The sequence below is a fragment of the Pantoea sp. USHLN256 genome (genome assembly GCF_037149875.1).
Classification (GTDB): domain Bacteria; phylum Pseudomonadota; class Gammaproteobacteria; order Enterobacterales; family Enterobacteriaceae; genus Pantoea; species Pantoea nemavictus.
The window spans coordinates 1028882-1050239 of the sequence record NZ_JBBCQO010000001.1; the positions used below are offsets into that span (position 1 = coordinate 1028882).

18 protein-coding genes are annotated in these 21358 nt (G+C 53.3%); 8 read left to right on the top strand and 10 right to left on the bottom strand.

Annotated features, from left to right (window positions below; translation table 11 throughout):
* Positions 1-203: 203 nt before the first annotated feature.
* The 3 genes from dbpA to WFL93_RS04925 all read left to right on the top strand — a co-directional run bounded on the left by dbpA (position 204) and on the right by WFL93_RS04925 (position 4563).
* On the top strand, positions 204-1583 hold the full coding sequence (gene dbpA, locus WFL93_RS04915; protein ID WP_008105991.1) for an ATP-dependent RNA helicase DbpA: 1380 nt from the start codon (positions 204-206) through the stop codon (positions 1581-1583).
* A 139-nt stretch (positions 1584-1722) separates the two neighbouring features.
* Positions 1723-2685, top strand: a complete 963-nt coding sequence (locus WFL93_RS04920) for a chemotaxis protein (protein ID WP_007887101.1) — start codon at positions 1723-1725, stop codon at positions 2683-2685.
* Between the two features lie 321 nt (positions 2686-3006).
* A complete protein-coding gene (locus WFL93_RS04925; protein WP_007887102.1) occupies positions 3007-4563 on the top strand; it encodes a methyl-accepting chemotaxis protein in 1557 nt (518 codons plus the stop codon).
* A gap of 79 nt (positions 4564-4642) precedes the next feature.
* On the opposite strand, the gene WFL93_RS04930 is transcribed toward WFL93_RS04925, so the two are convergent.
* The 4 genes from WFL93_RS04930 to WFL93_RS04945 all read right to left on the bottom strand — a co-directional run bounded on the left by WFL93_RS04930 (position 4643) and on the right by WFL93_RS04945 (position 9651).
* Entirely contained in the window at positions 4643-5932 is a 1290-nt protein-coding gene (locus WFL93_RS04930) for an HAAAP family serine/threonine permease (protein ID WP_007887104.1), read from the bottom strand.
* Positions 5933-6357: 425 nt separating this feature from the next.
* Entirely contained in the window at positions 6358-7353 is a 996-nt protein-coding gene (locus WFL93_RS04935) for a glycosyltransferase family 2 protein (RefSeq protein WP_049850774.1), read from the bottom strand.
* Positions 7350-8657 carry an oligosaccharide flippase family protein gene (locus tag WFL93_RS04940; protein ID WP_007887108.1) on the bottom strand — a complete coding sequence of 436 codons (1308 nt, stop codon included), beginning with the start codon at positions 8655-8657 and terminating at the stop codon, positions 7350-7352. Before WFL93_RS04940 ends, WFL93_RS04935 begins: the two co-directional genes overlap by 4 nt.
* A gap of 16 nt (positions 8658-8673) precedes the next feature.
* The gene (locus WFL93_RS04945) at positions 8674-9651 is read right to left on the bottom strand and encodes a glycosyltransferase family 2 protein (RefSeq protein WP_180823141.1); all 978 of its coding nucleotides are present in this window, start codon (positions 9649-9651) and stop codon (positions 8674-8676) included.
* 1034 nt (positions 9652-10685) lie between these two features.
* Between WFL93_RS04945 and WFL93_RS04950 the strand changes: the two genes are divergently transcribed.
* The 5 genes from WFL93_RS04950 to WFL93_RS04970 all read left to right on the top strand — a co-directional run bounded on the left by WFL93_RS04950 (position 10686) and on the right by WFL93_RS04970 (position 17203).
* Entirely contained in the window at positions 10686-12338 is a 1653-nt protein-coding gene (locus WFL93_RS04950; RefSeq protein ID WP_336777370.1) for a sensor histidine kinase, read from the top strand.
* On the top strand, positions 12331-13032 hold the full coding sequence (locus WFL93_RS04955; protein WP_336777371.1) for a response regulator: 702 nt from the start codon (positions 12331-12333) through the stop codon (positions 13030-13032). Before WFL93_RS04950 ends, WFL93_RS04955 begins: the two co-directional genes overlap by 8 nt.
* A 175-nt stretch (positions 13033-13207) precedes the next feature.
* The gene (locus WFL93_RS04960) at positions 13208-14296 is read left to right on the top strand and encodes an ABC transporter substrate-binding protein (protein WP_007887116.1); all 1089 of its coding nucleotides are present in this window, start codon (positions 13208-13210) and stop codon (positions 14294-14296) included.
* Between the two features lie 74 nt (positions 14297-14370).
* Positions 14371-16140, top strand: coding sequence for an ABC transporter permease (locus WFL93_RS04965; protein WP_180823138.1), 1770 nt, complete (start codon positions 14371-14373; stop codon positions 16138-16140).
* Positions 16133-17203 (top strand): ABC transporter ATP-binding protein, encoded by a 1071-nt coding sequence (locus WFL93_RS04970; protein ID WP_007887119.1) that lies wholly within the window; start codon positions 16133-16135, stop codon positions 17201-17203. The genes WFL93_RS04965 and WFL93_RS04970 overlap by 8 nt, the downstream gene beginning before the upstream one ends.
* A 55-nt stretch (positions 17204-17258) precedes the next feature.
* On the opposite strand, the gene WFL93_RS04975 is transcribed toward WFL93_RS04970, so the two are convergent.
* The 6 genes from WFL93_RS04975 to WFL93_RS05000 all read right to left on the bottom strand — a co-directional run bounded on the left by WFL93_RS04975 (position 17259) and on the right by WFL93_RS05000 (position 21188).
* Positions 17259-17663 (bottom strand): type II toxin-antitoxin system YafO family toxin, encoded by a 405-nt coding sequence (locus WFL93_RS04975; RefSeq protein ID WP_336777372.1) that lies wholly within the window; start codon positions 17661-17663, stop codon positions 17259-17261.
* Positions 17660-17953 (bottom strand): type I toxin-antitoxin system antitoxin YafN, encoded by a 294-nt coding sequence (yafN, locus tag WFL93_RS04980; protein ID WP_007887121.1) that lies wholly within the window; start codon positions 17951-17953, stop codon positions 17660-17662. Before yafN ends, WFL93_RS04975 begins: the two co-directional genes overlap by 4 nt.
* A 182-nt stretch (positions 17954-18135) precedes the next feature.
* Entirely contained in the window at positions 18136-19881 is a 1746-nt protein-coding gene (locus tag WFL93_RS04985) for an amylovoran biosynthesis protein AmsF (RefSeq protein WP_049850765.1), read from the bottom strand.
* 202 nt (positions 19882-20083) lie between these two features.
* The gene (locus tag WFL93_RS04990) at positions 20084-20377 is read right to left on the bottom strand and encodes a hypothetical protein (RefSeq protein ID WP_336777373.1); all 294 of its coding nucleotides are present in this window, start codon (positions 20375-20377) and stop codon (positions 20084-20086) included.
* Positions 20374-20724 (bottom strand): DUF7940 domain-containing protein, encoded by a 351-nt coding sequence (locus WFL93_RS04995; RefSeq protein ID WP_007887126.1) that lies wholly within the window; start codon positions 20722-20724, stop codon positions 20374-20376. Before WFL93_RS04995 ends, WFL93_RS04990 begins: the two co-directional genes overlap by 4 nt.
* Positions 20721-21188, bottom strand: a complete 468-nt coding sequence (locus tag WFL93_RS05000; RefSeq protein WP_007887127.1) for a hypothetical protein — start codon at positions 21186-21188, stop codon at positions 20721-20723. The genes WFL93_RS04995 and WFL93_RS05000 overlap by 4 nt, the downstream gene beginning before the upstream one ends.
* Positions 21189-21358: the final 170 nt, after the last annotated feature.

The following is a 21358-nucleotide window of genomic DNA, read 5'->3' on the forward strand; positions in this document are numbered from 1 at the left end:
TCTGTTTTTCCCGCAACGCGCTAGCGTAAAAGCAACCGGAAAAGCATTAGAACTATGCGATAGTTCTCGCTGATAAAATGAACAAAACGATCGCATTGCTAACTGATTTCACGCCTAAACCAACCACGCTTTTGCCATTGCCGATCCCGGCCCTTTCTGCCAGACTGACCGCCGCAATCCTACCCGCAATTAGAGACATTCCCGTGACTGCTTTTTCTACCCTGACGCAACTGCCTGCCAGCCAACTCGATAACCTGCGCGAGATGGGTTTCGACGCCATGACGCCGATTCAGGCCGCATCCCTGCCCGCTATTCTGGAAGGGCGCGACGTGCGTGCGCAGGCAAAAACCGGCAGTGGCAAAACCGCCGCGTTTGGCGTGGGTTTGCTGAACCGTATTGATAACAGCCAGTTCCATACGCAGGCGCTGATTCTGTGCCCAACGCGCGAACTGGCCGATCAGGTCAGCAATGTGCTGCGCCAGCTGGCGCGCTTTACCCGCAATATCAAAATTCTGACGCTGTGCGGTGGCCAACCGATGAGCGCGCAGCGAGATTCACTGGTGCATGCACCGCACATCGTGGTCGGCACGCCGGGTCGTTTGCTCGATCACCTCAAGCGCGACAACCTCGATCTTAGCCAGCTGCAAACGCTGGTGCTGGATGAAGCGGATCGCATGCTGGAGATGGGCTTCCGCGACGATATGGAAGCAATCATTGGCTTTACGCCAGAGACGCGCCAGACGCTGCTGTTCTCTGCTACCTGGCCGGACACCATCGCCAGCCTCAGCCAGCGTTTTCAGCGTGATGCGCTGGCGGTTGCCACCGAAGATAAAACTGAATTACCGACCATCGAGCAGCAGTTTATTGAAGCCAGCGCCAAAGAGCGTCACAGCCTGCTCGGTGCCCTGCTCAGCCAGCAGCAACCGGCCTCCTGCGTGGTGTTCTGCAACACCAAACGCGAATGTGACGACGTGGCCGCCGCGCTGAACGAACGGGATATCAGTGCGTTAGCCCTGCATGGCGATCTGGAACAACGCGATCGCGAGCGCGTGCTGATTCGCTTCGCCAACGGCAGCATCCGCGTGTTGATCGCCACCGATGTGGCGGCGCGCGGCCTGGATATCAAATCGCTGGCGCTGGTGGTGAACTTTCAGCTGGCGTGGGATCCGGAAGTGCACATCCACCGCATCGGCCGTACCGGTCGCGCCGGTGAGAAAGGTCTGGCGGTGAGCTTTGTCGCCCCAGACGAAATGGTGCGCGCCAATGCGCTGGAAGAGTATCTGCAGCAGAAGCTCAACTGGGTCTCCTCCAGCACGCTGAAAGGCACCAGCGCGAAGTCGCTGCCGGCGACCAAAATGACGCTGTGCATTGATGGCGGCCGCAAAGCCAAAATCCGTCCGGGCGATATCCTCGGCGCGCTGACCGGTGAAGCCGGTTTCAGTGGCGACCAGATCGGCAAGATCGATATGACGGCCACGCACGCTTACGTCGCCATCGACGCCGCGCAGGCGAAGAAAGCCCTGATCAAGCTGAAAGAGGGCAAGATCAAAGGCAAAAGCGTACGCGCCATCCTGCTGAAGTAATCGACTCTCGCGTGAGGGCGATCGCTCTCACGCTAAAATTTCCGTTATCTCCCTTCATTTTTTTTCTCTGCTGCCGATAAGTTAATCATGGCGATTTTGCCCTGCCCTTTTCCCAGCCCAGATCTGCCCCGAGGCCATGATGGATAATTTTCAGAAAGAGATCGATGAACGCGCTAACCTTGCGCTTTCCAATAAATTCGAACTGCTGTTGTTCCGCCTGGGTTCCGATCAGCTGAAAGGCAAATCTGAGCTCTACGGCATCAACGTGTTTAAACTGCGTGAAATCGTGCCGATGCCGACCATCACCCGCGCTGCCGGTATGCAATCGCCGCTGCTTGGCATGGCGAGCATTCGCGGACAGTTTATTCCGGTTATCGATCTGCCCGCCGTCACCGGCTGCAAACCGGAAACCGGCCTTAATCTGCTGCTGGTAACCGAATATGCGCGCAGTACGCAGGCGTTTGCGGTGGAGTCGGTGGAGAACATTGTGCGTCTCGACTGGAGCCAGGTACATACCGCGGAAGCGGGCATCGGTAGCCGCAATATTACCAGCATCGCCTGCCTCGATACCGACGGCCAGAGTAACAATCTGGCGATGGTGCTGGACGTTGAGCAGATTCTGTATGACATCATTCCCTCGGTGCGCGGCGTTGAGCCAAGCGCAGAAACCGCCAAAGACTTCAATCTGAAGCCGGGCCAGGTGGCGATTGTGGCGGAAGATTCTAAAGTCGCGCGTCAGCTGCTGGAACAGGGCCTGAAGAGCATGGGCATTCCGGCCATCATGCACAACACCGGTCTGGAAGCCTGGATCAAGATTAACGAGATGCAGAAAGAAGCCGCAGCCAACGGCGAGTCGATTCACGACAAGATCGCGCTGGTGCTGACCGATCTGGAAATGCCGGAGATGGACGGCTTTACCCTGACGCGCAATATCAAGCGCGATAACAACCTGCGCCAGATTCCGGTGGTGATCCACTCATCGCTCTCCGGCAGCGCCAACGAAGATCACGTGCGCAAAGTCGGTGCCGATGGTTACGTGGCGAAATTCGAAATTAACGAACTCTCCAGCGTGATTCACGGCGTACTGAAAAAACCGCGTTAATGACATCGTTATCCCGGTGCGCAGAAATGCGCACCCTACGAATCGCCATCGTAGAATCGCCATTCATGGCGACCAGATACACCTCTCCCCGCCCAGCCAAAAATCAACGTCATCGCCATTCACCAAACTGTGACGCACCTCTAAAAAATTAAAGTTAAAACATTAACAACCGATAACTGATAGCGCTTGCGCCGGTGCTGCCATACCAGTTTTGTCACGCTGCGTAACTTTTTTCACCTTAAAAAACATCAACCTGCTGCGGGCGTCTTGCCTGCTTTTCCGTCTTGATAACATCAATTTTTGGCATTACGGGGAGATCCAATGTTGAGCTTAAAGAATATGAAGGTCGGCGTCCGTCTGGGCATCGCCTTTGGTTTAGTGGTGGCACTGCTGGTGATTGTTGGCGTGACATCCATTACCAAAATTAACAACATCAAAACCGGCATCACGTCGATCGTGGAAGATCGTTATGTAAAAGTGCGCCTGGGCTTTGACGTGCGCGATGGCGTTAACGATCAAATTAAATATCTGCGCGGCATCGTGATTGATACCACGCGTCCGCAATATAACGAGAAGCGCTACCAGCAATTAGCGGAAGCCACCGAACATACCAATAACGCGATGAATAAAATCAAAGCGCTGCAGGTGACTGAGGTGGGTAAAAAGAAAATTGCCGGACTGCTTGCCGCCAGTGACAAGTTTGAAGCGGAAAAAAACCAGCTGATTGCGCTGGTGCGTGCTGGCGATGCCGAAGCGGCCAGCACCTTTGTGCTGAAATCCATTACCGATACGCAAAATGCTTTCCTCGCGAGCGCCGTGGCGTTTGCCGACTCACAGTCACAACAGCTGGAGCAGGAAGGCGCCAAAATTATCGATAACGGCTCATCGGCGATTGAAATGACGCTGATCTTCTCCGCTATCGCCATTGCGGCGGCCATCGTGCTGGGCTTTATGCTGACGCGCTCAATTGTGCGCCCACTCAACGAAGCGGTGGAAATCGCCGGGAAAGTGGCCGCGGGCGACCTGAGTTCGCACATTGAGATCACTGGCAAAGATGAAACCGCCGTGCTGATGCAGGCGCTGCAGGCGATGAATGACAATCTGCTGACCATCGTTTCCGATGTGCGCGCGGGCTCCGATACCATCGCCGTGGCATCGAATCAGATCTCCAGTGGCAACATCGATCTCTCTTCCCGTACCGAACAGCAAGCCAGCTCGCTGGAAGAGACCGCATCGGCGATGGAGCAGATGACCGCCACCGTCAAACATAACGCCGAGAATGCGCGTGAAGCCAATCAGTTGGTCGCTAATACCTCTAACGTGGCGAAACAGGGCGGCGTGGTGATGGAGCAGGTGATCGAGAAGATGGAAGCCATTACGCTCTCATCAAAGAAGATCGTCGATATTATCAGCGTGATCGACTCCATTGCCTTCCAAACCAATATTCTGTCTCTTAATGCGGCCGTTGAGGCAGCGCGCGCCGGCGAACAGGGCCGCGGTTTTGCCGTGGTGGCAACCGAAGTGCGCAATCTGGCGGCACGTTCGGCTTCTGCAGCGAAAGAAATCAAGGTGTTGATTGAGGATTCGGTGGCGCAGGTCGACGAAGGCAGCCGTCTGGTGACGCACGCGGGTTCCACCATTGGCGAAGTGGTCAATAGCGTGAAAAGCGTGGCGGATATCATGAGCGAAATCACCATCGCCAGCAGCGAACAGAGCAGCGGAATTAGCGAGATTAATTCGGCGATTACGCAGATGGAAGCAGTAACGCAGCAGAACGCCGCGTTGGTGCAGGAAGCCTCAGCGGCTTCGCAGGCGTTGCAGGAACAGGCGGATCGCCTGGCACAATCAATGAGCGTGTTTAAAACGGCTGCGGTGTAATGTTTGCCAGGTCGCCATAAATGGCGACCCTACAAAATCGTAAGGTGCGCATTAATGCGCACCTTGTTGATGACGATGATTAATTCACCAATGAATAGGCGATAGAAGAAATCGCCAGCACGCCAATCATCACCACAAATACGTTACTGATCTTACCGCTGTACTGACGCATCGCCGGCACTCTCTGAATGGCGTACATCGGCATCAGGAACAGAATCATCGCAATGATCGGCCCGCCCAGCGTTTCAATCATCCCCAGAATGCTCGGATTCAGCGTCGCCACCAGCCAGGTTGTCAGCAGCATAAAGCCGGTAGTCAGTCGATTCAGGCGCTGCGGCGTCACGGTTTTTCCGCGGCTGCGCAGGGATTTCACCACGATGCCGTTGAAACCTTCACGCGCGCCAAGATAGTGGCCGAGGAATGATTTAGTGATCGCCACCATCGCCACAATCGGTCCCATCCAGGCAATCATCGGCACATTAAAGTGGTTGGCTAAATAGGAGAGAATGGTGATGTTCTGATCTTTCGCCGCCTGCAAATCGGCTGGCGAGAGACTCAGCACGCAGCTGAACACGAAAAACATCACCGTCACAACCATCAGCAAATGCGCGTTGGCGAGAATACGTGAACACTTTTTCTCAGCGCCCGCGCCATATTCATCGCGCTTGGCAACCGCAAATGACGAGATGATCGGCGAGTGGTTAAAGGAGAAGACCATCACCGGGATCGCCAGCCACAGCGTCATTAAGATGCCGTGACCGCTCACGCTCTGGCTCAGTGACAAGGTTTCCAGCGCCGCGCCATGCCAATGCGGCACGAGATAAGCCGCCAACAGCATCAGCACCGCGACAAACGGGAACACCAGCACGCTCATCGCTTTGACAATCATCTGCTCGCCAAAGCGCACCACCGTCATCATGCCAATAATCAAAATCAGCGACAGCAATGCGCGCGGCGGCGAAACCAGGCCCAACTGGTGCACGATAAAACTATCGACGGTGTTGGTGATCGCCACGCTGTACATCAAGAGGATGGGATAGATGGCAAAGAAGTAGAGCAAGGTGATGATCTTGCCGGCACCCACACCAAAGTGCTCTTCCACCACTTCGGTAATGTCTTCACCGGGATTTTTCCCGGAGAGCACAAAGCGCGTCAGCGCACGGTGCGCGTAATAGGTCATGGGGAAGGCAAGAATCGCCATGATAATCAGCGGGACCAGTCCGCCTGCACCGGCATTGATCGGTAAGAAAAGTACACCCGCACCAATCGCCGTACCGTATAGACCCAACATCCACACGGTATCACTCTTGCGCCAGCCCTTAGCCGCTGTTTCAACGGTACTAAGCGTACTGGTTTGTGAGTTGTCCATCTGTCTCTCCACACATTCAAGCTTGAACAAAAATGCAGCCAGAACGATGGCTGCCAATCATGGCGCGGGCTCTGCAGCGCCGCCGTAACGCAAAGGATGACGTTTTAATGGATCAAATTCACGCACCCTGATGTTTTTAAGGGCAGGAAATGCACGAAACTTGCGCGCAATCGATTGCCTGGGGCGCTATTTGACATGAGACGCGAGAGGAGTGCAAGAAGGAGTCACAGTGAGGAAGCAGAAAGGCGTGGCGAGAGTGGAAAGGAGTGGCAACGCTGCTCTGTTGCCACTGATAACGGTTCTGCCAAATAATTCAAGTTGCGGGAAGGCGGCAAGTGGATGAGTCCCCGGGAGCTTACATCAGTAAGTGACCGGGGCGAATCCACGCAGCCAACGCACCTGCAACTTGAAGTATGAAGGCAGAATCAGAATGCGCGCATCCGGTAGAGTGCATAAAGAAAATAGTACGCTGTGAGAGTATTCAAATTCATAATCATGTACTTCAGTTTTTCATTTTTATTCAGCAGAATGAAAATACCTTTGGAGTATTTTCCTCGCTTTATTTCATTAATTTCCTGGGCAATATCAGCAGGTGAAAATGAAGAGTGATACATGGCGGTGACGATTTGCATATCCAACGCCAATACGCGCTTGGAGATACCTTTAAGAAAATAATCGAGATCGCTGGCGTGATACTTACTAATAATTGAGTCATAAAGCGCCGTCAGAAACTGTTTTCTCACTTTCAGTTCGCTGTATTGCACTTTTCTTTTGGAAAGTGACGCCTCGACATCTTCATAGTGATAAGCCGCGCCCGGTGTCACCAGGAAATTGCTAATGCAGCTGAAGAATTTAAGGTTAAACAGCAGATCCTCGCTCATGGAGATACCTTCCAAAAAGCGCAGATTTAGCTCTTCGATAATCTGCCGGCGATAACATTTGTTATGCAGATAACCAATGTTGTCACTCATCTCCAACTCACCGAGCACATAGGGAATATCCTCATTACTGAAGAAGCCCGCCTGCGACACCTTCCCCACCCGGCTGTCGTTGAGGTTGCCAACCATCAGATCCACCGTTTCCGCTGGCCAGGCATCGAGATTCTGTTTGAAGATCATCAGGAAGTTATCATCCACCCAATCATCCGCATCAAGGAACAGTACATAGTCGCCCTTGGCCTGTTGCATCCCGCTATTTCGCGCCGCGCTAACACCGGCATTAATCTGGTGAATAACGGTGACTTGCGAATAAGCGCTAAACTCCTCCAGTATTTTCGGGGTTGAATCGCTGCTGCCATCATTAACGACAATAACCTCATAATTGCTGAACGTCTGTTTAAGTACGCTCAGCAAAGTACGTTGAATGGTTTTTTGTGAGTTATAGACGGGAATGATAAGACTAAATAGGGGTTTTTCATTCATGATAAACTCTCTTTACTGTCTGAGGTTTTGATATTGCTAAATAACAGCCATAGTTTCCTGGGGTTGATAAACACTTGATGAATACGCATAACTGGCTGAGCAGGGAAAAAGTAATTAAGTAGCGAGAAGGAGAGGAACTCGGTTAATACCACGCTCATGGCCGCGCCGTTTAAACCAAAATACGGCACCAATAACAGTGATGACGCCACACAGATTAATAACACTACGAAGGTTTTCTTCACCAAATAACGGTAACCGTTGTACTTAATAATAAAGCGATCCATCACGCTGCTGAGCACGGCACACATCGCGCCAACGCTGAGTAATAGCGTTGGCGCGACCGCATCGAGATACTCGGCGCCGTAAAAGTCACGGATAAACCATCCGGACAATAGCCAAATAGCCAGAATCACCATTGATGAAACGCCAATCACCAGCAGATGTAATTTCTGCGCCTTGATGATCGACTGCTCATCATCGCGCTCGGCAAAGAACGCTGGGAAAAAGGAAGCCAGTAAGGCATTGGGTAAAAATACCCACGCGGTAGCCAGCGTTAGCGCGACGGAGAATATCCCCGCCTCTTTCACGCCGAGGAAATAAGAGACGCTGATTTGATTCACGCGGGTATAAATCGCTACCGCTATCACCGAAAACACCAGTGAAATACCCGAGGCCACCATATAGCGGGAGTATTTCTTCATCTGACGTATCGCGGGAATCGGCACCTGGCGATGGTATTTAAGGAATATCGTCAGCTTGATGACAAACGGAATAAAGGTCGCCAGTACAATGGGAATCGCCAAATAGTGCGGGTCAAAACCGTAATAGGAAATAAAGAAGCGCACCGTCAAACTGATTGCCAGGCCAGCCAGGTTGGCTATCACATTCAGGCGCGCATTCAGCATCGCCTCATTGTAGATATTGACCAAATCGAGTGAGGAAAACAGGCAGGCAATCGCCGCAGCGCAAATAAATATCAACGCATCAGCGCTCCACTCTTCGCCCATAATCAGCATGCCAGTGACGGATAACACGCCATAAATCAGTAACACCAGCAGGAATGTCGCCATCATTAAACGCATACCGGAGTGATGATTTTGCGATAAGCGTTTCAGCAGAATCACATCGCTGCCCATCAGGGCAATACTTTGAATAAACTGGAACACCAGCATGGAGATCGAGATGATGCCGAAGGTGGTGGGCCCAACATATTTCGCCACATAGGAGGTGACAAATATCAGGCCAAATACTGCAATCAGCTTTTCCGCGATCATCCACATCGAGTTTTTTAATTTATCTTTCACAACTCAACCTCAGCGTTTATTTCTGTGCCAGGCGGCGCAGACGCGATACCAGTCGTGGACTGACGAAAAACAGCGCAAAGTACAAACTCCACGGATTGAACATCAATCCAGAGGTGAAATAGGACTTAAAGCTGCGACGGTAGAGCGAGATATATTCATCAATAAAGGCACGGCTGAATCCATCGCTGTGCAGCGCTTTATAGATATAAGATGAGGTGACTTTTAAATAGAGATGGTAATAACAACGCTTGTGCTGCGTGGATAAAAACGCCTGCATGCCATTAAAGGAGCGTGCAAACGAGAAGTGTTTTTCCCGCAGTGCCGAGCGCGTGGCAGAGTTATCTGATACCACATAGTGATAAACCACCTGTTGGGTAAATATCACCTGGCGATCCTGCTGCAGATGCAGGTAATTAATCACGAACAGCAGATCTTCGAAGTTATAAATTTCTTCGTTAAAACGGAGCTGATGCTGGCGGATTACATCGCCACGAAATACCTTGTCGCAGATGCCGTGACGCGGATTGAAGTAGAGCAAATCATTGATGGCCGCTGAGGCTGCCAGCTGGCGCGCATCACTCGAATTGGCCGGAAAATCGAGTGGCTGCCCCTGCGGCGTAAAGTGCTGCGACTCCCCCACCACCATCGCCACCGGGTTTTGCATCAGGCGCACATAGGTGGCGAAGGCGCTGGCTGGCAGAAAATCATCGGCATCTAAAAAGCACAGCAGCTTGCCACGCGATGCGTTAATCCCCTGATTACGTGCTGAAGAGACGCCGCCGTTGCTTTTGTCGATGATGTGAAAATGCGGGTAATGGGCGTAACGCTGTAAAATGGCGAGCGAGTTATCGCTGGAACCATCGTTAATGAAGATGGCTTCAAAACGGGTTTCATCCTGCCGTAGCAGGCTATCAATGCATCGCTCCAGATACGCCGCGGCGTTATACACCGGCACGATGACGCTGATTAAAACGTCGTTAACGGGATTTTGCATAGGACCTCTGGACTCTGTCGGAGTAAAATTTGCGGGCGTAAAAAAAGATCGATGAACGTCACAGTAAATAATCGATAACCATTGCTGTGCGTTGCTTTCGCCCTGCTTAACATTTATTGGCTGTGTATTTCAGAGTTTCCTCAGGCGAATTAAAAATGCCGGTTAATTCTGACTACACAGCAAGCGTAATAAGATAATCGCCAAATAAACTGAGCAATTTAATTCTGTTTTCACTCGACAAAATGGGCAGGCTACCGCCCCTGGCTTACAGCTACCAGTGTACTGAAAACAGACAAAGCACTATTTTTGGCGTAAAAAGGCTGCGCTGCACTCATGAGAGTTCAGTGTAATTTCAGCTAGTTACGTTTTTTTCAGCTGCGGAGTATGCTTTACGCAGTGACCGCCTTTTCAATCCGAACTTAAATTAAATTTTTATCTACTTCCTAATGAGAATAAAAAAGCGCTGGCGCTTTATCGCACTCATCACGGAAAACAAGAAATGCCGACCGGGGCTGAAAAGGTGCATCAATAGACGGGCCTTCTCAACGAACGTCACGACATTAACGATATTTGCTGTATGCCCTGCACTTTTATTACTTCGGCGCGTCTTTCGCTAGCCGATGCGTGCAAGTGGCGTTAATTCAGTGCGGCTCTCGCAGCCGCACTGCAACGGGCTTAATGCCCAAAATTTGCGATCTGGTTCAAAACTTATAGCGGCATTCTCACCACTAGTGGTTATAAGGTCAATGGTTGCCAGACCAAAACGGAATTTACTCAGGCTGCGCGTTAATAAAAATGATGCGCATAGATTAGCCGCGATGAATTGGCATTTAAGCAATTGATTAGCGCCGCAGGGAGAGAATGCCAGGAATAAGGAGGGAAAGCGTTTGTTCGGCGTACCAGCACTCACCAGCGCCCAAGCCGCTGAGAGATTGTAGCCAGCTCACAACTCTGGCTTCAACCGATGCCGGGCGGCATTTTCGCGTGCTAGTCTCCCCTCACGCCTCACTCCAGTTTTCCTTACTGCAGGTTGTATGAAACGCCGATTACCTTTTCAGGTGAAACTCTTTCTCTCTCTGGTGCTTTTTTCCTGCCTGCTTTTAGCCTTGCTGGGCACCATCCTGTTCCATTTTATAGACCGACAACTGCATCACGATCTGGGCCAGCGCGCGCGGGTGCAGGCCAGTGAAATCGCGCTGATGCCGGGCCTGGCGGAGAGAGTGGCACACCGGGATATTGCGGGCATTGCTGGATTGATCCAGCCACTGCGTAATCAAAGCGATGCCAGTTATATCGTCATCGGCGACGTCCATGAGCAGCACCTCTATCATTCGGAATCGCCCGAACGCCTCAACCTGCCGTTAATTGGTGGCGACAACGCGGAGGTGCTGCAGGGGAAAACCATCATCTCCGTACGTAAAGGCGGCATCGGCGTATCGCTACGCAGCAAAGCGCCGATCTTTGATGCGCAGCATCGGGTGATTGGTATTGTGTCGGTGGGCTATCTCACCTCCTATATCGCCAATATCAACGTTAGCCTGCTGTGGCAAGCAAGCCTGTATGGCCTCGCTCTGCTGCTGCTGCTGTTTATTTTTTCATGGGTGTTTACCCGCAACCTGAAGAAACAGATGTTCTGGCTGGAGCCGAAAGATATCGCGCTGCTGGTGCTGCAACAAAAAGCGTTACTGGAAGCGATGTATGAAGGGGTATTTGCCGTTAACGCGGAGAAGCAGCTGATTTTAATTAATCGCGCCGCCCGAGAACTGCTGGATATTCAGCAGAGCGAGAGCGAACTGCTGGGTAAACCGCTGCATGAGGCGCTACAGATTCATCCGGGGTTTCTCAGCCAACACGCGGAGCAACCGAGTGGTCGTCACCACGATCACATCACCGTGCTGAATCAGCGTCAGGTGATCGTCAACCGGGTGGCGATCGAGCTGGAGCCCGGCGAGCCAAGCGGCTGGGTGTGCAGCTTTCGCGATAAAAATGACATCAATACCCTGAGCAGCCAGCTGAGCCAGGTAAAGCGATATGCGGATAATTTGCGCATTATGCGTCATGAGCAGCTGAACTGGACCGCCACGCTGGTGGGCTTATTACAAATGCAGCGCTATGACGATGCGATGCGCTATATCCACGCGCAATCTGCCGGGGCGCAGCAGGTGCTGGATTTTGTCTCTGCACGCTTCACCTCACCGGCGCTGTGCGGATTGCTGCTGGGGAAATATGTCAGCGCGCGTGAAAAAGGCGTCGAGCTAAAATTTGATCCCGCCTGCCAGCTCAACCGTATTCCCGCCGGCATTAGCGAAACTGCATTGATGTCTGTGGTGGGGAATTTGCTGGATAACGCCGTCGATGCCACGCTCATCGCCAGAACGCCCACTACGCCGGTGGAGTTGTATATTTCCGATCGTAATCAGGAGCTGCTCATTGAAGTCGCCGATCAGGGTGGCGGCGTAGATGACAGCATTAAACCGTATCTGTTTGAGCAGGGCGTCACCAGTAAACCCTCCAGCAACGACGACGTGCTGGGAGCGGAACACGGCATTGGCCTCTATCTGGCGGCAGGTTATGTTCAGCAGGCCGGCGGCAGCATCGAGATCAGCGACAATGCGCCGCAGGGCACCATCTTCTCGGTTTTCATCCCGTTCCAGCCCGCAGTTTCGCCAGGAGGTTGCCATGAATAGTGCCAGGGCGCTTGATGTTGTGATTGTCGAAGATGAGCCGCATCTCGCCGATTTGCATCGCGAATTTATTGAGCAGCACTTTCACCTACGTGTGGTGGGCATTGCCGCCACGCTGGAGCAGGCGCGTCATCTTATCCGCGAGCATCAGCCAAGGCTGGTGCTACTGGATAATTACTTGCCGGACGGCCAGGGCGTCACGCTGATTGACGATCCGCTGCTAAAACGTTTTGAGTGTTCGGTGATTTTTATTACCGCCGCCAGCGACATGCAAACCTGTAGCCACGCGATGCGCAGTGGCGCGTTTGATTACCTGTTAAAACCGGTATTTTTTCATCGTCTGCGCGCCTCGCTGGAACGCTTTATGCTGCTGGTGCAGACCCTGCGCCAGATGAAGAGTGTTGATCAGCAGGTGCTGGATAAGTTGTTTAATCTGCCCACCAGCGATATGCCTGCCGCGCCCTCAACCAAAGGCATTGAAGCAATCACTCTGGAACGGGTTAAACGCGTTTTCAGCGCGGCGCCCGCGGACAGCTGGTCAGTGGAGCAAGTGGTAGAGAGCGTGGGAATCAGCAAAACCACCGGGCGCCGTTATCTGGAATATTGTGTCGAGATCGGCTTTATTGGCGTGGAGATGCAGTATGGCAATATCGGCCATCCGCGTCGGCTGTACCGTAAAATAACCGACGCGCAATAGTGTGACCGAGCGCAAATGCCGTGCCGCGGCCTGCGTGGTTTTAATGGTGTTAATTGGCTAAACAGCGCCGACAATCACACTTCGTGAAGATAACGTTCGGTCACCTCTTGTCTGGCAAAGACGATCGGCTATGTTGACCCTTAGTTCCTCAAATGTAACTAAAAGGTTAATTATAATGTCGAACACATTTCATCTCTCTCTGGTTACCGCTACTGTCCTGATGTCGTGCTCTGCTTTTGCCGCCCCGCCGCAGGGCTATCCGGCGGACTACCAAAGCGTTATTGATGCCGCAACGAAAGAGGGCAAAGTGGTGGTCTACTCCACCACCGACACCAAAGCCGCCGGTCCGCTGATCAAAGGCTTCGAAGAAACCTATCCCGGCATCAAAGTTGAATATAACGATATGAACAGCACCGAGCTGTACAACCGTTTTATCAGCGAACAGGCGTCGGGCGGCACCAGCGGCGATGTGGTGTGGAGCTCCTCAATGGATACCGGCCTGAAGCTGGCTACCGACTATGCGCAGGAGTATAAATCGCCAGAGTTGAGCCAGATCCCCAAATGGGCGGTGTGGAATAACAAAGCTTACGGCACCACCTACGAACCGGTGGTTTTCATCTACAACAAACGCCTGATTCCCGCCGCTGATGTGCCTGATTCACACACCGCGCTGGCCAAGCTGATCGCCAGTCAGACCGACAAGTTCAAGAGCAAAGTCACCACCTACGATATTGAGAAATCGGGCCTCGGCTTCATGCTCTCGGTGCAGGATGCGAAAGCCGATCCCAACTATTTCAAAACCCTGGCCGACGTAGCAAAAGGCGGCTTAGCGGTGCAGTCATCAACTGGCACCATGATGGAGCGGGTCTCATCCGGTGAAAACCTGATCGGCTTCAACATCCTCGGCTCTTATGCCGAAGCTCGCGCCAAAACCGATCCTTCATTGGGGATCGCTTATCCGAAGGATTACACGCTAGTACTGTCGCGCGTCTCCTTTATCAGCCAGCAAGCGAGTAACAGCCATGCCGCCAAACTGTGGCTGGATTACGTGCTGTCTGAGAAAGGACAAAGCATTCTGGCCAATCAGGCCGACATCCCTTCCCTGCGCAACGATATTGAAGGCAAAAACGACATTGATGGCATGACCAAAATGTTAGGCACGGCGCTGAAACCGATCCCGGTGGATGAAAGCCTGCTGGAGTATTTGCAGCCGAAAAAACGCCTCGATTACATCAAACAGTGGCGCACCGCCGCCGGTAAATAAGGGCATTAAGCCAGCGCGACCCGCTGCGTCGCGCTGGTTTTCTCTTATCTGATTTCGCCATTCAGGGTCTCACTATGAGTACATTGCGCAGAAAGTGGCAAAGCCTGCCGCGCGGCGTCGTGGTGCTGATAACCGCGCTGGTTATCTACGTTCCGCTGTCGTTTATCGTCATTCAAAGTTTCCTCTCCGCCCCGTTCTTTTCTCCGTCGAAAGAGTGGAGCCTGGAGTCCTTCGCATTTATTTTTACCGATCCCGACTTCTATAAGGCATTGAGAAGCGGATTCATTCTGGCATTCGGCCTGGTGATCATCGCCATTCCACTGGGCGGCATTCTGGCATTCTTAATGGTGCGCACCGATCTACCGGGCAGACGCCTCATTGAGCCGCTGATCCTGGTGCCGATTTTTGTCTCGCCGATGGTATTGGGATTTGGTTATGTGGTGGCGGCGGGCCCGGTGGGATTCTTCTCGCTGTGGGCGCAGTCGCTGCTGGGATTTGTGCCGTGGAATATCTACGACATGTCGAGCATCGTGGTGATCGCCGGTCTGACGCACGTGCCGCACGCTTATCTCTATATCTCCTCGGCGCTGCGCAGCGTGGGTTCGGATGTGGAAGAAGCGGCGCGTATCGCAGGTGCATCGCCGCTGCAGGTGATGACGGCGGTCAGTTTGCCGATGGTACGTCCCTCGATCCTATACGCCATCGTACTGCTGTTTTTCCTCGGGCTGGAGGTGTTCGGTCTGATGCTGGTGCTGGGCGATCCCGAAGGCAACATGGTGCTGGCCACCTATCTCTATCAGCTGACCAATAAACTCGGCACGCCGTCCTATCACCTGATGGCCGCGGTGGCGGTGGTGCTGATTTGCATCACCATTCCGCTGGTGATGCTGCAACGCCGCCTGATGCGCACCGCCAACCGCTTCGTCACTGTGAAAGGGAAAGCGTCGCAGGCGCGCGCCCTGCCGCTGGGCAAATGGCGCTGGGTTGCCGGTGCGGTGGTCGCTTTTTGGCTAACCGTCACCATTGGCGTACCGCTGCTCGGCGTGGTGCTGCGCGCCTTTATCTCCAACTGGGGCGTTGGCGTCTCGCTGTGGGATGAACTGTCGATCAAAACCTTCCAGACCATCTGGGCGCAACCCAACCTGCTGCGCGCTATCGTCAACTCCATGGCGATCGGCGTCATTGGCGGCGCGCTGGCGGTGGGATGTTATCTGTTTATTGGCATCGCCATGCACCGCAAACCGGACAACACTACGCGCTTCCTCGACTACAGCGTGCTGGTGCCGCGCGCGGTGCCAGGGCTGCTGGCCGGTCTGGCATTTCTTTGGGTATTCCTGTTCCTGCCGATGTGGCTGGATAACTCCCTCAAAGCGGGCTGGCTTTCTGATTTCGCCTGGTCGCAATGGCTGCGCGATAACCTGATCGTCTGGCTGCGTTCGCTGCGTAGCACCATCTTCAGCGTCTGGCTGGCCTATACCGTGGTGTGGATGGCGTATGGTCTGCGTTTGATCTCCTCAACGCTGCTGCAGGTGGGGCCGGAGCTGGAAGAAGCGGCGCGCAGCACTGGCGCCACGCGCGGACAGATTACGCGCCACGTCACGATTCCATTGTCACGCTACGGCTTGATTGGCTCATGGCTGCTGATGTTCCTGATTTTCGAGCGCGAATACTCCACCGGCGTGTATCTGCTGTCACCCGGCACGGAAACCATCGGCTCAATGCTGGTTTCCCTGTGGGCGGCGGGCGCGATTGATATCGTTGCCGCCCTCTCCTTTATTAACATCCTGCTGGTGGTCGTCGGTTTGGGTATTGCCCTGCGATTTGGAGTGAAATTACATGATTGAATTATCGGTCGAGAACCTGCACTTAACCTACGGCGACAATCCGGTGCTGAAAGGCGTTTCCATGAACCTGCAGCGCGGTGAGGTGGTTTCTCTATTGGGGCCATCCGGCAGCGGTAAAACCACGCTGCTGCGCGCGGTCGCTGGGCTGGAGAAGCCGACGCAGGGCACCATTGTTATTGGCAACAACACCGTTTACGCCGGCACGCCGCGCAGCGAGATCCCGGCGGAAGAGCGCAACCTTGGATTGGTGTTCCAGTCCTACGCGTTATGGCCACACAAAACCGTGTTTGAGAACGTGGCTTATCCGTTAAAGCTGCGCAAAGTGGCCTCCGCTGAAATTACCCAGCGCGTGCAGGATGTGCTGGTGCAGTTGGGCTTAGGTCATCTCGGCAAACGCCACCCGCATCAGCTTTCCGGTGGACAGCAGCAACGCGTAGCCATTGGCCGCGCACTGGTTTATAACCCGCCGGTGATCCTGTTGGATGAGCCGTTATCAAATCTGGATGCCAAGCTGCGTGAAGAGGCGCGGGTGTTCCTGCGTGAACTGATCATCAAGCTGGGCTTGTCGGCGCTGATGGTGACACACGATCAAAATGAGGCGATGGCAATTTCCGACCGTATTTTGTTGCTCAATAACGGCAAGATCGAGCAACAGGGTACGCCGCAGGAGATGTACGGCTCGCCGAAAACCCTGTTTACCGCTGAGTTTATGGGCAGCAACAACCGGCTGCACGGCAAAATCACCGAGCTGCGCGCCGGTAAAGCGCGTATCGAAGGGAAAGGCTGGGCATTGTGGGGATTAGCGGGAGAAGGTGTGCAACAGGGGCAGGACGCCACGGCAGTGATTCGCGTGGAGCGCGTGAGACTGGTAGACGGACCGGGTGAAAATCAGCTGGAACTGCCGCTGCTCACCAGCATGTATCTCGGCGACCGCTGGGAATATCTGTTCCGTACCGCGGGCGATGATTTTGTGATTCGCGCCTACGGCACCGAGGTACGCGATCCGCAGCACTGCCATCTGGCGCTGCCGGAAAACCATGTGTGGATTTTCCCAAAAGGGTGACGGATAGAGGAGCGGTGTTATGCCGCTCCTCTATAAAAAGGGGTTTTTGATCAACTTAATACTTCATCCTGAATGCTTCGGCCATCATCCCGATCTTATGCATATTGTTATTATTGCGTGCCATTTTATGCGCTTCGGGCTTCAGGATGATAATCAGTAAATAGGCATTGGGATCCATTGCACCCTGACAGTAAACCAAGTGGGCCTGATCGCTGGTCCGCTTGAACTGACGTAAAAATTTGGGAAAAGGTGCATCTGCATCGGCAAGATGAATGTGAGCCACCTGCTCTTCTTTTACCAATGGATAGGTTCGGTCGTCATCATAGAGCGCATCCCGACCAAACGTATCTGGCAACTCCCCCTCTTTTTTATAGGACAGAAAATCCGCCACTAAATCATCAAGCTCTGCCTGGCTCAATTGTTGACGAATCAAAGTTGATTTAAAAACCCTAATGCTCATTCGGTGAACTCGGTCAGATCCTTGTCAGAGGCGCTTTGCAGCAGTTTCTCGCCACTCTCCGCAATGTCACTTAGACGGTTAGCATTGGGTCTGAATCGCGCAGCCGTATGAACTCTTCCTTGTTTCTCCTCCAACAGATCGATCAGTTCTTCAAATACCTCAGCACTGATCATGTAACCCGCAGGTCGGTTGTTGGAAAGAACAGCTACCGGCTCATCAATGAAGTACTTTGCCGGATTCTTTCTCAACTCAGTAATATTTATAGATTTTTCCGCGAGAATTCGCTCCATAAACCACCTCTCACTATATTTTATTAAGCACATAATAATGCACCTTAAAGTGTACATCAATTATTGTGTTTATAAATTATACGGAAATCATTTCAGCAAGAGCTTACAGAACAAAATATCCTTCTCCGGTCTATAAACAAAAAAAGGCGAGGCCAGAGGCCTCGCCAAAAAGGTGCTGGACCTCAATCGTAATAGGGAAGCTTACGATCGACACCGTTAATATTGACCAGCACAAAGCCCGTAGGCGCGGTTTTATTGGTCGGCGTACCGGCCGCCGTCGCGACGGTCAGCACCCCTTTCTCATTGGCGCCGATACCTGCCAGTCCATTATGCAGACCGAAGCGCGCGGCGGGTTTGAAGCCGCCCAGTTTGGTGGTATCAGTCACCACCGAGAAGTCCTGCTGGAACAGCGAGCATGAACCGCTATCGAAACGCGTTGGACCGGTGCATTTCAGGTTCATCATGGTGTCGCCACTGTTAGCCCGCAGTTTTACCCATACCGCCGCATAGGTGGTGCCAACACGGCTGTAGCGGATATCCAGCACCGCGGGTTGCCCCATGTGATAAACATCGGCCCATACCGTTTCCAGTCGCTGCAGGTTGATCCAGGTTTTACCGGTGGCAGCCACATTGACCGGGGAACCGGCGGTGCCGGTTGGCTGAGTGGCATCCGCTTTACCAATGAACTCCATCACCCACTGCTGGTTAGCGTTCGGGAAAAACAGCTGTCCCAGGCGATACCAGTTATCGGTGTCGGTATTGTTGGTGATCTTGTAGCCGCTGAAATAGCCCGCACGCAGCGAACCGGTCAGGAAGCTGCCGTAGCTTTCATCACGGCGATAGCCATATTCAAAGGTGGATAACCAACGTCCTGCGGCGGCATCGGTGGTGAGTTTGGCGCCAGATTGCAGGTTCAGCTGTCGGATGGTGACGCGCGCATTGTTGAGGTTGAATGGGTTACCGCAATCCTCAATATTCAGGGTATCGATGGTCCAGCCGCCGTCAGAGAGATCGCCCGGATTACGCGTATGCTCAATCCATACGTTGCGCAAAATCCCCTGCGTCACGCGCGGCATATAGAGCGTGGCGTCACCGTAACCGGTCTGGAAGTTACAGTTACAGATCTCAATCGCCGTGGAGTGATCCCAGGCGCCTTTTGGCGAGTTCGACCAGCCGACATCAAACACGCGTCCGTAGGTATAGAGGGTGTAGATTTGGTCGAATTTACTGTCGAGAGTATCCAGCACTTTGATTACCGTGCCGCCATTATTCTGCGCGCGGAAACAGTAAATATTTACGGTGGTGCCTTCGATACAGGTGTTTTCGAAGAACGGCTGCACGTTGCTGCACATATCGGCAGTGATGGTGCTTTTGTTGGTGGTGATATCGGCCGACGCCTGGCCATTCCATGCAATACCTCTGATCGAGGTACGACGCGCCTTCACCTTGAACACCGTATTGGCGCTTTTGTCTGAAATGATGGTAGTACGCGGCAAAGAACCCAGCTCAACATCATCGCCTTGCAAGCCAAAGAAGGCGCGCTCGGTACCGCTGATATCGATTGGGCTAATCAGGAACTTACCGCCTGGGAAACGCACCGGTAATGCGGTGATGTTCCCCGAGTAGTTTTGCGTCCACGCCAGCATCCGATTAAACGCATCGGTGTCGTTGGCATAACCGTCGCCCTTCGCACCGAAGTGATAGAGGTTGATATCGGAAGGGTTGTTAATCACGCGCTTCCAGTAAAAACCGTTTCCTACCGCCAGCGTGCCGCCATCATCAACGGCCGTTGTGGTACCGATAAAACCGGTAAAATCACCGCCGCCACGGAAGGTGGAATCTGGATTGTAACGGCGTAAGAATGCCAGATCGCCGTTTTTGGATGGTGCAGTGGTGCGCAGTTCAGCATAAGAGTTAACTTCGATCATCATAGCCTCCTCGGCTTTTCAGGTAGGTAATGCAAATGCGTGAGAGCAGCGTTATTTGGCCGGTTGGCCGCAGTGCTGATCCCAAAGATCGTTGTGGTTGTTGATGGCGCGCACGGTACGAACGTCCATGCGCTCGGCATCATTGCCGTGGGTGTAAATCGGGGAAAAAAGGGTACAGGCAGAGTCGATGACGACAGGGGCTTCAGGGCTGGTGGTATTTCGATTGCTGCAGCTTGTCGCGAGCAGCAGCGTCATCAAGATTAAGATTGGTGGCTTCCACACGTTTGGCCTCCTCGCGCAGCTGTTGCTGCTGCTGATTAACTGCCACCGCCTGGGCTGCCGCTTTGTCGGCGTTTTCCACGGCGGATTGGGATTGTTGTTGCACCTTGCCGATTTTCTTACCGCCGAAATAACTGGCAGCCAGCGCGGCAATCACGCCCGCCAGTGCGGCGAGCCAGTGCCAGCTGCCGCCGAGCATTGCCATGAGAAATGTCATGCTTTTTCCTCCATCGCTGTTTTCTGCTGGTTGAGACCTTTCTGGCGAACGAATTGCGCAATCACGCCCATCGCCACCATGAAGGCGCCAATCAAACCGAGATAGTTGTGCGGCAGAATCGCTTTCACATCTGGCGGCATGCTGTTCCACGCATCGAGCGCAGCACTGGGAAAAGATTGCACCCATGCGCTGAGCATCGAACCAAGTGACGCCAGCCACACCGACCAGGTTTTGAATAACAGCCGCGCATGCTTGACGAACTCCAGCGTGGTGAAGCGCTGCATCACCATCACCACGACGATCACCGCCAGCACCGCAGTAACAAAAATCAACAGTTTCAGATTCATAGCAGCCCCCGATAAATGTCATAGGTGCCGCTGCGCATCACTTCGGCATGGCGCCGTGCACGGCCGGATGTCTGCCGCGCCCACAGGCTGTCGAGCATGGCATTGGCGGCGGCATCAAAGTCGCCTTGCGTGATGGAGGTGAGCATGCCGCGAAACATCGCGAGGCCATCCACACCGAGTTGATACCCCATGCTGATCAGCACATCGCTACGCGCCTCATTGCACTTGGCAAGCGCCTGTTGCACCAGCGCGCGCTGATGCATCTGCAGCACTTTGCCCTCGACGATGCACTGCTTCCATACATCCCCCACCGGTCGTGGCACCTGGAAAATGTAATTGCTAAGCGATGCGCCTTTTGGGCCGATGCGAATACCGCCAGCGACCGTCGGAAAGCCCAGCGTGTCGAGGTAAGGCGCTTCGCGATAACCCTCTTCGAAATTCAGGATGGCAATAATCTGGCTCATAGTGGTTGGTTCCTCTTTAACGGGCGCAATAGTCTGAAAATGGCTGCGCAAAATGGCAAAAACACATAAATCTCGCTGATCGTTTATCGATCTCAGCGCATTGTTTGGTAAGCGAAACGCTCAAGAATGGTTAAACAGTGAGCACCATTGAAACGTTCCGCTTAAAACTG